This window comes from Pelomonas sp. CA6, from assembly GCF_022549225.1.
Classification (GTDB): domain Bacteria; phylum Pseudomonadota; class Gammaproteobacteria; order Burkholderiales; family Burkholderiaceae_C; genus Roseateles.
The window spans coordinates 156984-170223 of record NZ_JAKZFD010000005.1 but is presented as its reverse complement, the minus strand read 5'-3'; the positions used below and the strand labels follow the sequence as shown (position 1 = coordinate 170223).

The window sequence follows — 13240 nt, the reverse complement described above, 5'->3', positions numbered from 1 at the left end:
GTTCCGCGCCCTCGTCCGTCAAACAGGAAAGGACGCCGTGCGGCGCCCCGGTTCGCGCGCCCCACGCCCGTGCCGGGGCGCCGCGCGGCCTGGCCCATTGCAGCACCGAGGACTGCCCCATGCCCCGCATCACCGAACCCTCCGCCGTCGCCGGCGTCACACGCGCCCAGATCCTCGGCCGCATGGCCGCCGCCGTGCTGGGCGGCTATGCCTTTTGCTGGGGCTTCATCGCGCTGGGCGTCGCGGCGCTGTTCGCCGCCGGCATGCCCTTCCATGACGCCGAACACCTGGCCAGCCTGCTGGGCCTGCTGGTCTACCTGGGGCTGTTCCTGTGGAGCTTCTGCGCGCGCCGTCTGGCCCGCGTCTGGCTGCTGCTCCTGCCGGGCGGCGCCCTCATGACCGGCCTGGCCGCGCTGATCCAGAGCCGACTGGTCTGATTCCGGGGAGAACACCATGTTTCACAACGTCCGCCTCACGATGGCCTGGCTGCACACCTGGTTCGGCCTCGTGCTGGGCCTGGTGCTGATGGTCGCGTTCTTCTTCGGCTCGCTGTCGGTGTTCGACCGCGAGATCGACCGCTGGGCTCTGCCGCAGACGCGCTTCGAGCCCCAGCCCATGCCCTCCTTCGACCGCCTGCTGCGCCCGGTCTTCGAGACCATGCAGCCCGCGCCGGAGGCGCTGGCGCAGGCGCGTTCGCGCGTCGACGGCCCGCTGCCCGAACGCTTCGACACCGTGCGCAGCTGGAGCGCCTACACCACCCACCGCGACCCGGTGCTCAGCCTGTACGCCGGCTTTGAGCTACCCGGCGCGCGCGACCCGGACGAAGCGGTCTGGGGCACCCGCACCCTGGATCCGCGCAACGGCCGGCCGCTGCCCGACGACCGGCTGAAGATCGGCAGCCGCTTCTTCTACCCGCTGCACTACAGCCTCAACCTGCACTGGCAGGACCTGGGCACCTGGATCGTCGGCTTCGCGGCGCTCGTCATGCTGGTCGCGCTGGTCAGCGGCGTGGTGATGCATCGCAAGTTCTTCCGCGAGTTCTTCACCTTCCGCCCCGCCAAGAGCACCCAGCGCAGCGCGCTGGACCTGCACAACCTGACCGGCGTGGTCGCGCTGCCCTTCCACTTCTTCTTCGCCTTCACCGGGCTGGTCATCTTCGCCGGGCTCTATTTCCCGGTCACGCACACCCAGCTGCATCCGCTGCACGAGCTGCACGAGAAGCTGGAGGCCGGCGAGACCGGCCTGCCGCACGAGCGCGCCGGCCGCGCCGCGCCGCTGGCCTCGGTGGACGCGATGGTGGCGCGGGCGCAGGCCCGCTGGGCCGCGCGCGGCATGGCCGGCGAGGTGGGCTTTCTGTCCATCCAGCATGTGGGCGATGCCAACAGCTATGTCAGCATCTACCGCGCCGGCACCGACCGCATCGCGCTGACCGGCCAGGGCCTGCACTTCAAGGCCAGCACCGGCGAGCTGCTGCGCGAGGACCCGCCCAGCACCGCCGTGGCGCGCGTCAACGAGTTCCTCACCGGGCTGCACCTGCAGCATTTCCGCCACTGGCTGCTGCGCTGGCTCTATGTGCTGGGCGGGCTGGCGGGCTGCGTCTGCATCGCCACCGGCTTCATCTTCTTCGTCGAAAAGCGCAAGCGCCAGCATGCCAGGCGCGGCGCGGCCGGCGCCCGCGTCGTGGACGCGCTGGCGGTGAGCACCGTGACCGGCATGCTGGTCGCCACGCTGGGCCTGCTGGTGGTCAACCGCCTGCTGCCCGAGACCCTGCCCGCGGGCTGGCCGCCGCGCGGCGAACTGGAGCAGCGCTCCTTCTGGGCCCTGTGGCTGCTGGCCGCGCTGCACGCCGCCTGGCGCAGCGCGCCCACCGCGCAGGCGCGCCTGGCGCCCGCCTGGCGCGAGCAATGCTGGGCGGTCGCGGCCCTCGCGCTGGCCGCTGTCGCGCTGAACGCCATCACCACCGGCGACCACCTGGCCCGCACGCTGGCGGCCGGGTACTGGCCGGTGGCGGGACTGGACCTCTGTCTGCTGGCCAGCGCCGCGCTGGCGACGCTGGCGGCGCGCCGGCTGGCGCGCCATGAGCGCGCGGCGGTGCCCGCCTCGTCCGCGGACCACGCGGCCGCGCCGCGGGCGCTGCCCCTCCACGAAGGAGCCCGCCATGGGTGAGACAGGCGGGATCGCGCTGGCCATGGCCTCGGTGCTGGCGCTGCTGGGCATGGGCTGGCTGGCGCTGGCGATGGAGGTGCACTGGGCCCAGGTCCACGGCCGCGAAGGGCCGCCGGCCGGCAGCGCGCCGCGGCTGCGGTGGCTGGGCGCGGGGGCCCTGCTGGGCGCGCTGGCGCTGTGCCTGCGCGCCGATCACGCGAGCATGGCGGCGCTGGTCTGGGTCATGCTGCTGGCCGCCGCCGCGCTGGGCGTGGCGCTGACACTGGCCTGGCGGCCGGCGGCGCTGCGCTGGCTGTGGCCGGCGCGGCGCTGACGGCGTTGCGCCGCATCAGGCGGCGTCGAGGCGGAAGCTCGCCACCGCGCTGACCAGCTGGTGCGACTGCTGGCGCAGGCTTTCGGCCGCGGCGGCGCTCTGCTCGACCAGCGCCGCATTGCGCTGGGTGTTCTCGTCCATCTGGTTGACCGCCTCGCCCACCTGGGCCACGCCCTGGCTCTGCTCCGCGCTGGCCGAGCTGATCTGCGCCACCGCCGACTGCACGCGGCGGATCGCCTCCACCGTCTGGCTCATGGTCTGGCCGGCGCTGCCGACCAGGCGGTTGCCCTCGCTGACACGTTCGGCGCTGGCCTCGATCAGCGACTTGATCTCGCGCGCCGCCTGCGCGCTGCGCTGCGCCAGCTGGCGCACCTCGGTGGCGACCACGGCAAAGCCGCGCCCCTGCTCGCCGGCACGCGCGGCCTCCACCGCGGCGTTCAGCGCCAGGATGTTGGTCTGGAAGGCGATGCCATCGATCACGCCGATGATCTCGCCGATGCGGCGCGAGCTCTCGCTGATGCCGCCCATGGTTTGCACCATCTCGCCCATCACCTGGCCGCCGCGCTCGGCGATGCCGCTGGCATCCAGCGCCAGCGCGCTCGCCTCGCGGGCATGGTCGGCATTGCTGCGCACCGTGCTGCCCAGCTGGTCCATGGTGGCGGCGGTCTGCTGCAGCGCGCTGGCCTGGGCCTCGGTGCGTTCGCACAGGTCCAGGTTGCCCTGCGCGATCTCCGCGCTGGCGGTGGCCACGCTTTCCGCGTTGCCGCGCACCGTGCGCACGATGCCGGACAGCGAGCCCTGCATCTCGCGCAGCGCGTCCTGCAGCCGGCTCAGCTCGTCGCGGCCCTGCACCTGGACGTCCTGGCTCAGGTCGCCCTCGGCGACGCGCTGCACCGCGGCGATGGACTGCCCCAGCGGCACCAGGATGGAGCGCACGATGAAGAAGAACAGCAGCGCGGTGCACAGGCTGGCGGCGGCCAGCGTGATCCACAGCAGCGCGCGGCTGGTGCGGATCACGGCCCCGAACTGGGCGATGGCATCGTCGGCCTCGCGGCTGGCCGCCTCCACCGTGCGGTCCACCTCGCCGCGATGCGCCAGATAGAGGCGGTCCAGCGCCGGCAACTCGCCGGCCGCCGCCTCCACGCCCTGCTGCTGCGCCTGTGTGAGCGCATGGGTCGCGGCCTCGATGAAGCGGCGCGAGGACTCGGCCTGGCGCTCCAGCAGCTGCGGGTCCACCCCGGTGACGGGGTTTTTGCGCCAGTGCGCGACGCGATCGTCGTGCTCCTTGCCCAGGCGCTCCAGCGCCTTGCGGCCTTCCTCGGGCGCCAGCGTTTTCTCCATCACGCGCGACACCACCAGGCGCATCTCGATCAGATACAGAGGGGGCGGCAGCACATCGGCGACCAAGTCCTTGGTCGTGAAGACGTTCTCGCTGAGCGTGGTCAGCCGCGACGCGGCCCACAGCCCCACCGAGGCGGCCAGCAGCACCGCCAGCACGCTGAGCGCGGCCAGCACCCCGAGGCGGGTGCTGACACGCAGACGGCGCAGGAATTCAAAGGTGTTCATGATTCGCTCCCGACGGTCATCCGACCGCACGGGTGCATCATCGCCTTGAATTGATATAAATGACAGAAGTGCTTATTGCATTTTTGTCAACAAGCGCACGCTCCCGGCCCTTCAGTCATCCGCCGCCGCCGAAGGCTCAGCCTGCGCGCGCCGGACCGGCACCCAGACGCGGAAGGCCGTGCCCACGCCCGGCGCCGAGTCCACCTCGATATGCCCGCCGTGCTTCTGCACGATGGAAAACGACAGCGACAGCCCCAGCCCCGTGCCCTGTCCCACCGGCTTGGTCGTGAAGAAGGGTTCGAAGATGCGCCGCCGCACCTCCTCGCTCATGCCGCAGCCGGTGTCGCGCACCTCCACGCAGACCCAGTCGTCCCGGGTCCAGGTGCTCAGCGTGATCACGCCCCGGCCCTGGATCGCATGCGCGGCATTGACGATCAGGTTCATGAAGACCTGGTTCAGCTGCGCCGCGATGCAATACACGGCCGGCAGCTCGCCATAGCGCTTGACCACCTCGGCCTTGTACTTGACCTCGTTCATCACCACGTTGAGCGTGGAGTCCAGCCCGCTGTTGAGGTCGGCGTCCTGCCAGTCGGCATGGTCCACGCGCGAGAAGTCCTTCAGGTCCTGGACGATCTTCTTCACGCGCGCCAGACCCTCCTCGCTCTCGTCCAGCAGCTGCGGCAGGTCTTCCTCGATGAACTCGAGGTCCACCGCGCCGCGCAGCGTCTGCAGCGCCTCGCCCAGGGCCGGCGGCAGCGCCTGCGCGTCGCAGCGGTTGAGCTGGCTCAGCAGCGGCATCATGGGGGCCAGATAGCGGCGCAGCGATCCCAGGTTGGAGCCGACGAAGCCGATGGGGTTGTTGATCTCATGCGCCACGCCGGCGGCCAACTGGCCGATGGAGGCCATCTTCTCGGACTGCAGCAGCTGGTTCTGCGCCTCCTCCAGCCGCGCGTTGGTCTGCTTGATGCGCTCGTAGTTGAGCTGCAGCTCGTGCTGCACGCGGCGCACCTCGGTGCGGTCCTGGATCAGCCACCAGGTGCTGGCGGTCGGGTTGTCGGGGTCGGCCACGTAGGCGATCAGCTGCACCCAGATGCGGTTGCCCCTGAGCGTCTTCATCGCCATCTCGTGCGACAGCGACTGCCCCTGCGACAGCACCGGGTAGGCGACGCGGCCCAGCTCGGCATAGTCCTCTTCGCTGAGGAAGAAGCCCCGCGTGGGCAGGCCGTGCGCGGAACGGTCGTCCAGCTCAAACATCTCGCAGAACTTGCGGTTGCCGCGCACGATGCGCTGCTGCGCGGTGGAGATGATGCCCACCGACGCGTTCTCCAGGAAGGCCTCCAGCTCGTGGTGGGTGCTCAGCAGCTCGGCCGTGCGGTCCGCCACCATGGACTCCAGCGCGGTGTGGTGCTGGCGCATGCGCTCCTCGGCCTCGTGGCGCCGGGTCACGTCCTGCAGCGTCTCGATCGCGCCGATCACCCCGCCCTGCGCATCCATCAGCGGCGCCGCGGTGAAATACAGCCAGCTGCCGCCGCCGCCGAAGTTCGGAAAGAAGCCTTCCACCTCGAAGGCTTGGTCGATCGCGCTGGACGGCCGGCACTGGTCGCCGTAAAGGCGCTCACGCTCCGCCTCCACGCGGCCGTCGACGATCAGGTCGGCCAGCAGCGGCCGGGCCTCGGCATAGAAGGCGCGCCAGGCCTCGCGCGAGCCCAGCACCGTCGAGGCCTCCACGCCAGTGAGCTGCGCGCAGGCGGCGTTCCAGTGCGTGACGCGGTGCTTGGCGTCGATCACGAAGCAAGCCACCGGATTGTTCTCGATGATCTGATGCAGCACGCGCCCGGCATTGAGCAGGCTGGTCTGCACCAGGCGGATGTCGCTGAGGTCCTGCAGCGTGAACACGCCCAGCAGGCCCTCGGCGCTGCGCAGCGGTCGGCCGCTGAGTTCCACCAGCCGGCGCGCGCCGCCGCCGGACAAGGCCTCCACCTCGATGGCCGGCAGTGCCTCGCCGCGGCGCAGCCCGTCCAGCCCGTAGTCGCGCACCTGGGCCTGCTGCGCCGCATCGGCCCAGCCGTAGAACGGCAGAGCCTGTAGCGCGGCGTCGTCGCGGCCGAGCAGGCGGCGCATCGCGTCGTTGGCATAGAGCACCGGGCCGCCCTGGTGGACCAGCGTGGGCAGCGTCACCGCCTCCAGCGCCTGGCACAACAGCGCCAGCGGCGCGGCCTGGCCTGCCTCCTGGGGCGTGGGAGCGTCGGCACTCACGGCGTCGGTTCTCCCGGGTCCTCGAGGATGAAGGACCCATCCTCGCCCCACTGCACCTCGGTGATGCCCGGCTCCAGCAGTTCCAGCCGGCGCCTCTCGGCTTCCTGCGGCGACAGCTCGCCGCTGCGCACCCGCACCTGGTCGGCCAGGCGCCGGTTCTCCAGCGTCAGCCGGCGTATCGCCAACACATGGTCCAGCGCGGCGAGCAGCTCGTGGTCGGTCCAGGGCTTGGAGATGAAGCGCGCGATCTCCAGCCGGTTGATCGCGCTGAGCAGCAGGTTGAGGTCCGAATAACCCGACAGGATGATGCGCGCGCAGTCGGGCTGCAGCTCGCGCAGCGCCATCAGGAACTCGACCCCGTCGCGCCCCGGCATGCGGTAGTCCGAGATCGCCAGCGCATACGGCACCCGCTGCGCCACGGCCAGCGCCGCGTCGGCGCTGGCGAAGGCGTCCACCGTGCAGCGCCCGCCGTCGGCGCCGCGCAGGCCGAGGCGGATCACGCGCTGCAGGGCCTGCAGCACGCCGGGGTCGTCGTCGACCAGCAGGATGCGCTCGGCACCGGCGCCGCCGCCGTCTGCGTGAGAGCTCATGGCTATCCTCCTTGCGATGGCAGCGCCGCGGCCCCGGCCCCGGCCCCGGTCCCGGGCGCTGGCGCGCGGCCGGCGGCCTCGTCGTTGCGCACATACAGGGTCAGGCGCGCGCCCTCGCGCTGCACATACTCGCGGATCTGGCGCACCACGCGTGCATCGAACACGTGGCCCTGGGCCAGCAGCAGCGCGCCGCGCGGCGTGGTCAGGTCGCGCGCCAGCACCATGCCCGGCTGCACGTCCTGCGCCGCGATCAGGCGGTCGGCCGGCGGCTCGGCCGCGAGCGCGCGCACCGCGGCGTCGAAGCCCTCCACCACCTGCGCCTCGTAGCGCGTGCCGCGTCCGCCGTGGATCAGCGCGCGCGCCTCGTCCTCGCTGTAGCGCTTCTGCGCCATGCGGCCCGACTGCGCCGCGTGGTAGTCGCTCGCCACCGCGAGGATCTGCGCGCCCAGCGGCACGGCTTCGCCGCTCAGCCCATCAGGGAAGCCCTTGCCGTCGACGCGCTCATGGTGCGAGCGCAGATAGCCGGCGGCGCGGCGCAGCTGCTCCAGCGGCATCAGCGCCGCCTCGCCAGCCAGCGTGTGGCGGCGGTAACGGCCCAGCTCCTCGGCCGACAGCGCCGACAGCGGCTTGCCCAGCAGCGCATCCGGCAGGCCGATCTTGCCGACCTCGTGCAGCAGCCCGGCGACGAACACGTCCTGCTCCAGCTGCGGGCCCAGCTTCATCTCGCGCGCGATGCGCCGGGCCAGCTCGGCGACGCGGCGCGAATAGCCGGCGTTGCCGCCCAGGCGCAGCTCCATCAGCCCGGAGAAGACGCGGATGGAGAGCAGGAAGTTGTCCTGCAGCTGCGCGTAAGCCTTCTCCAGCATCGCGTTGACCTGCTCCAGTTCCTGCGTGCGCGCCTTCACGCGGCTGGCCAGGCTGTCGTTGACGCGCCGCAGCTCCTCGTTCTGGGCCTGAGTCAGCGCCTGCAGCGCCTCGTTCTCGCGCTGCAGGCGGCGCCGGTCCAGCCCGTCGCGCACGCTCAGCAGCATCTCGTGGTCTTCCCAGGGTTTGGCGATGTAGCGGTGGATCTCGCCGCGGTTGATCGCCGCGATGGTGGAGCCGATGTCGGCATAGCCGGTCAGCAGCATGCGCACCACCTGAGGCCAGCGCAGCCGCACCTGCTCCAGGAACTGCGCGCCATCCATGCCCGGCATGCGCATGTCCGACACCACCAGATCCACCGGCTCGGTCTCCAGGATCGCCAACCCGGCCGCGGCACTCTCGGCCAGCAGGATGCGATAGCCCTCGGGGCGGAACAGGCGCCGCAAGGCGCTCAGGATGGCCGCCTCGTCGTCGACGAACAGCAGCACCGGCCGCTGAACTTCCTCTTGCATCATGCCCTCCTCCCACGGGGATCCGGACGCCCTCACCGGCCCCGGCGGACCGGTGATGGTCCGATGTTGGCCGGCTTCGCACGGCTGCCACCCATGCCCATGCCGACCGCAGGGTCTATGTTCCGTGAAATTTGTTCGACATCACACAGCCGGGCGATGCTGTGGCCAACACCCGACGTCCGGCCGGTCATGGCCGTGGCCGCAGGGGCACGCAACGCCAGGGAGGATGCGTGAAGTTCGGTCCGAAGCCGATGGTCGAAGGGGCCGTCCTGCCGCCGGCCGCCGCGGGCGCGCCGGCGGGCTTTCTGCTGGCCGAGCAGGCCACGCCGCTGCAACACCGGCGCGTGCTCAGCGTGCAGCTGCTGTCGGCCACGGCCTTCGTCGCGATGCTGCCCTTCGCGCAGCAGCAACTGGCCGCGGTGCCCGCCTTCATTCCCATCTACGAAGCGCTGCTGGTGATGATGGATCTCATCACCGCGACCCTGCTCTACGGCCAGTTCCGCGTGCGCCGCCAGGCCAGCCTGCTGATGCTGGTCGCCGCTTATCTGTACACCGCGACCCTGACCGTGGGCCATGCGCTGAGCTTTCCGGGACTGTTCGCGCCCACCGGACTGCTGGGCGCTGGCGCCCAGGGCACGGCCTGGATCTACATGCTGTGGCATGGCGGCTTCCCACTCTTCGTGATCGCCTATGTGGGGCTGTCTCCGCGCACCGGCCCGTTGTCGCGGACCGCCGAGCGCGCGCTGCTGCTGGGCAGCGTGGCGCTGGCGCTGGTCCTGCTGGCGCTGGCCACCGCGGGGCAGTCGCTGCTGCCGGCCATCATGGCGCAGAACCGCTACACGCCGGCGATGGCGCCGACGGTGACCAGCGTCTGGCTGCTCAGCCTGGCCGCGCTGCTGTGCCTGCTGCGGCGCCGCTCGGCGACGGTGCTGGACCTGTGGCTGGTCGTGGTCTGCACGGCCTGGCTGTTCGACATCGCCCTGTCGGCCATGTTCAACGCGGGGCGCTTCGACCTGGGTTTCTATGCCGGTCGCATCTACGGGCTGATCGCCTGCGCCGTGGTGCTGCTGGAGCTGCTGTTCGAGAACGCGCTGCTCTACGGCCGTCTCGCCGAGGCGCATGAGTCGGCGCTGCGGCGCGGCGTCGAGCTGGAGCGCGCGCGCGACGAGGCGCAGGCCGGCATACGTGCGCGCGATCTGTTCCTGGCCAGCATGGCCCATGAGATCCGCACGCCGATGAACGCCGCGATCGGGCTGACCCACCTGGTGCTGCAGACGCGGCTGGAACCCATGCAGCGCGACTTCCTGACCAAGGCCCATGCCTCGTCGCAGGCCCTGCTGCGCCTGCTCAACCACATCCTGGACTACTCCAAGGCCGAGGCCGGCAAGATGGAGCTGGAACGCGAGCCCTTCCGGCTCGACGAGGCGCTGGAATCGGTCGGCGATCTGTTCGCCGCGCGCGCCAGCCAGGCCGGCGTAGAGCTGCGCTTCGCGGTGGCGCCCGAGGTGCCGGAGCAGCTGGTCGGCGACGCGATGCGGCTGATGCAGGTGCTCAACAATCTGACCGGCAATGCCGTGAAGTTCACCGAACGCGGCGAGGTGCTGCTGGCGGTGCGGCTGCTGTCGCGCGAGGCACGGCAGGTGCGGCTGGAGTTCAGCGTGCAGGACACCGGCATCGGCATGGACCCGGCGCAGCAGTCGCGGCTGTTCGAGGCCTTCTCGCAGGCCGCGCCCGACGTGGCGCGGCGCCATGGCGGCACCGGGCTGGGACTGGCGATCTGCCGCCGGCTGGTGGCGTTGATGGGCGGCCAGATCACGCTGCAAAGCCGCCGCGGCGAGGGCACGACGGTCAGCTTCAGCGCCAGCTTCGGCCTGCCTGCCGACGCCGAGGCGCCACGCCGCCCCCTGCCCGCGCGCGTGCTGGTGCTGGCCCCGCCCGGCGCCGCGCGCGACCGGCTGCAGCGCCAGCTGGAGGCGCTGGACATGACGGTGGACGCGCGCGCGCTGGAGGAGCAGGCGCGCGCCCATGCGCTGGGCGACTTCGACGAGCACTGGGACCTCGTCGCGCTGGGCTGGGGCAGTGACGACGGCGCGCTGCCGGCCTATCTGCAGCGCCTGCTGGCCCTGCTGCCGGACGGGCCTCGGCCGGGTCTGCTGGTGCTCAGCGCCCTGCCCGACCCCATGGCCGACGGCGCCGCGCCGCTGCCGGGGCTGCGCGTCGCGCTGGTCCGCCTGCCGCTGCTGCGCACGCGGCTGCGCGAAGCGCTGGTCCGGCTGCAGTCGCAATCGCAAACACCCAGCGCCGCGCCGGCCGATGGGCCCGACTTTGCGGCCCTGGCCCGCGAGCTGTCCGGCACGCGCGCGCTGGTGGTGGACGACAACCCGGTCAACCGCGAGGTCGCCAGCGCCTATCTGAGGGCCTCCGGCATGGCCTCGGCCAGCGCCGGCACCGGCGCCGAGGCGCTCAGCCTGGTGCGCCACGAGCACTTCGACCTCGTGCTGATGGACCTGGAGATGCCCGACATGGGCGGGCTGGAGGCAACCCGGCTGATCCGCGCGATGCCCGGCCGCGAGCAGTTGCCCATCCTCGCGCTGAGCGCGGACAGCTCGGACCTGCTGTGGGAGCAATGCCGCGACGCCGGCATGGACGCGCGCCTGGACAAGCCCATCGATCCGCTGGCCTTCGCGCGCGCGCTGCGGCGCTGGGTGCGCCAGCCGCTACCCTCGCGCTGAGCCGACGCTAGCGCCTCAGGTCATCCCAGAAAGGCACCAGCGCGAAGGTCGCCAGCAGCAGCGCGATCGGCACCGTGAAGGCATAGCCCACCCACTTGAAGCCGAAGGCCCCCACCACGCCCCCCATCACGAAGGACAGCAGCAGGCTGGCCAGCACCGCGAGGCGGTCGCGGTCGGCGCGCACCGGCGCCATCTCGACGCGGCGGTCGTTCACGTAGAGCAGCTTGCCCAGTTCGATGCCCAGGTCGGTGACGATGCCGGTCATGTGGGTGGTGCGGATCACCGCGTTGGAGAGCTTGGTGACCACCGCGTTCTGCAGCCCCATGATGAAGCACAGCAGGATCACGGTGAAGGGCACCAGCAGGGCCTCAAACTGCGTCAGCTGCGAGCCCAGCAGCCCGAAGCACAGGATCAGCAGCGCCTCCGCCAGCAGCGGCAGCGCGTATTCGCTGGACAGGCGCCGGCGCCGCGCATAGTTCACCAGCACCGCGCAGGCCATGGCCCCGGACAGGAAGGACAGCACCGCGACCAGGCCGTCGAACACCAGCGCCAGCTGCCCCAGCGCCAGGTTGTCGGCCAGCGCGGACAGCATGCCGGTGACGTGCGAGGTGTATTGCTGGACAGCGAGAAAGCCGCCCGCGTTGATCGCCCCGGCCACAAAGGCCAGCAGCCGTCCCAGGCTGCGGTTGGCGGCGACCGTCCGGTCCTTGCCGACCAGTCGGCGGGCGAGTTCAAGAGGCATGCAATGGCGTGGAGAAGTCCTCTGGGGACCGCCAAAGAAAAACGGCGGCCCAGGAATTCTAGGCCGCCGCTGCAGGGGGTCGCCGATCAGCGCGGCGCCTGGCCCGGTGAGGGCATGTGGTAGTCGGTGGTGTCCAGCACCTGCTCGGGCGCGTCGGCCTCCAGGTCGGTCTCGCGGTCCAGCTGGGCGCGCAGGCGCGCCTCGTCGACGTCGCCGGTCCACTTGCCCACCACCACGGTGGCCACGCCATTGCCGATCAGGTTGGTCAGCGCGCGCGCCTCGGACATGAAGCGGTCGATGCCCAGGATCAGCGCCAGCCCGGCGACCGGCACGCCGCCCACCGCCGACAGCGTGGCCGCCAGCACGATGAAGCCGCTGCCGGTGACGCCGGCCGCGCCCTTGGAGGTCAGCAGCAGCACGGCCAGCAGGGTCAGCTGTTGCAGCAGGCTCATCGGCGTGTCGGTGGCCTGGGCGATGAAGACCGCGGCCATGGTCAGGTAGATGGAGGTGCCGTCCAGGTTGAAGGAGTAGCCGGTCGGGATCACCAGGCCCACCGTGGACTTCTTGACGCCCAGGTTCTCCAGCTTGGCCATCATGCGCGGCAGCACCGATTCACTGGACGAGGTGCCCAGCACGATCAGCAGCTCTTCCTTGATGTACTTGATGAACTTCCAGACCGAGAAGCCGTGCAGACGCGCGATCAGGCCCAGCACGACGAAGATGAAGATCAGGCAGGTCAGGTAGAAGGTGCCCATCAGCGCCCCCAGCTGCACCAGCGAGCGGACACCGTATTTGCCGATCGTGAAGGCCATCGCGCCGAAGGCGCCGATCGGGGCCAGCTTCATGATGTAGCCGATGATCACGAAGAGCACGTGCGAGCTCTTTTCGATGAAGTCGAAGACCAGCGTGCCACGGCCGCCGAAGCGGTGCAGCGCAAAGCCGAACAGCACCGAGATCAGCAGCACCTGCAGCATCTCGCCCTTGGCGAAGGCGTCGAAGACCGTGGTCGGGATGATGGCGAGCAGAAAGTCCACCGTGCCCTGCATCTTGCCCGGGCCGGTGTAGGCGGCGATGCCCTTGGTGTCCAGCGTGTGCGGGTCCACGTGCATGCCGGCGCCCGGCTGGATCAGGTTGACGATCACCAGCCCAATCACCAGCGCCAGCGTGCTGACGACCTCGAAGTACAGCAGCGCGTAGCCGCCGGTCTTGCCGACGCGCTTCATGTCTTCCATGCCCGCGATGCCGACGACCACGGTGCAGAAGATGATGGGCGCGATCATCATCTTGATCAGCTTGATGAAGCCGTCGCCCAGCGGCTTCATCGCAGCGCCGCTCTCGGGATAGAAATGCCCCAGGAACACGCCGATCACGATGGCGGTGATGACCTGGAAGTACAGCGAACGGTAGAAGGGCCGGCGGGCCTCGGGGGTGTGCATGGGCTGTCTCCTGCTGTGCCCATGTCAGCCGTCCGCGACGGGCGGTGGACATGGGCCGGGGCC

The 13240-nt window shown here is 70.9% G+C and carries 10 protein-coding genes; 4 read left to right on the top strand and 6 right to left on the bottom strand.

All coding sequences use genetic code 11. The annotated features are described in order from the left end of the window. Nucleotides 1–119 precede the first annotated feature (119 nt). Genes LZ017_RS10485 through LZ017_RS10475 form a run of 3 tightly spaced genes read left to right on the top strand, consistent with a single transcriptional unit; the run spans nucleotide 120 to nucleotide 2479 of the window. Nucleotides 120–437 (top strand): iron uptake protein, encoded by a 318-nt coding sequence (locus LZ017_RS10485; RefSeq protein WP_241396771.1) that lies wholly within the window; start codon nucleotides 120–122, stop codon nucleotides 435–437. Nucleotides 438–453: 16 nt separating this feature from the next. After that, on the top strand, nucleotides 454–2166 hold the full coding sequence (locus LZ017_RS10480) for a PepSY domain-containing protein (RefSeq protein ID WP_241396770.1): 1713 nt from the start codon (nucleotides 454–456) through the stop codon (nucleotides 2164–2166). Next, nucleotides 2159–2479 (top strand): DUF3325 family protein, encoded by a 321-nt coding sequence (locus LZ017_RS10475; protein WP_241396769.1) that lies wholly within the window; start codon nucleotides 2159–2161, stop codon nucleotides 2477–2479. Before LZ017_RS10480 ends, LZ017_RS10475 begins: the two co-directional genes overlap by 8 nt. 15 nt (nucleotides 2480–2494) lie before the next feature. Here the strand turns inward: LZ017_RS10475 and LZ017_RS10470 are convergent, their stop codons facing one another. From LZ017_RS10470 to LZ017_RS10455, 4 genes are all read right to left on the bottom strand, one after another. Further along, entirely contained in the window at nucleotides 2495–4045 is a 1551-nt protein-coding gene (locus LZ017_RS10470; RefSeq protein ID WP_241396768.1) for a methyl-accepting chemotaxis protein, read from the bottom strand. A gap of 111 nt (nucleotides 4046–4156) precedes the next feature. Continuing rightward, nucleotides 4157–6301, bottom strand: a complete 2145-nt coding sequence (locus tag LZ017_RS10465; protein WP_241396767.1) for an ATP-binding protein — start codon at nucleotides 6299–6301, stop codon at nucleotides 4157–4159. Then, nucleotides 6298–6891, bottom strand: a complete 594-nt coding sequence (locus tag LZ017_RS10460; RefSeq protein WP_241396766.1) for a response regulator — start codon at nucleotides 6889–6891, stop codon at nucleotides 6298–6300. The genes LZ017_RS10465 and LZ017_RS10460 overlap by 4 nt, the downstream gene beginning before the upstream one ends. 2 nt (nucleotides 6892–6893) lie before the next feature. Further along, nucleotides 6894–8270, bottom strand: coding sequence for an HD domain-containing phosphohydrolase (locus LZ017_RS10455; protein WP_241396765.1), 1377 nt, complete (start codon nucleotides 8268–8270; stop codon nucleotides 6894–6896). A 227-nt stretch (nucleotides 8271–8497) separates the two neighbouring features. On the opposite strand from LZ017_RS10455, the gene LZ017_RS10450 reads away from it, so the two are divergent. After that, nucleotides 8498–10999: an MASE4 domain-containing protein gene (locus LZ017_RS10450; protein WP_241396764.1), complete on the top strand. Its 2502-nt coding sequence runs from the start codon at nucleotides 8498–8500 to the stop codon at nucleotides 10997–10999. Between the two features lie 7 nt (nucleotides 11000–11006). Here the strand turns inward: LZ017_RS10450 and LZ017_RS10445 are convergent, their stop codons facing one another. Then, nucleotides 11007–11741 carry a YoaK family protein gene (locus LZ017_RS10445; protein ID WP_241396763.1) on the bottom strand — a complete coding sequence of 245 codons (735 nt, stop codon included), beginning with the start codon at nucleotides 11739–11741 and terminating at the stop codon, nucleotides 11007–11009. Between the two features lie 86 nt (nucleotides 11742–11827). Further along, nucleotides 11828–13177 carry a dicarboxylate/amino acid:cation symporter gene (locus LZ017_RS10440; RefSeq protein WP_241396762.1) on the bottom strand — a complete coding sequence of 450 codons (1350 nt, stop codon included), beginning with the start codon at nucleotides 13175–13177 and terminating at the stop codon, nucleotides 11828–11830. Nucleotides 13178–13240 lie beyond the last annotated feature (63 nt).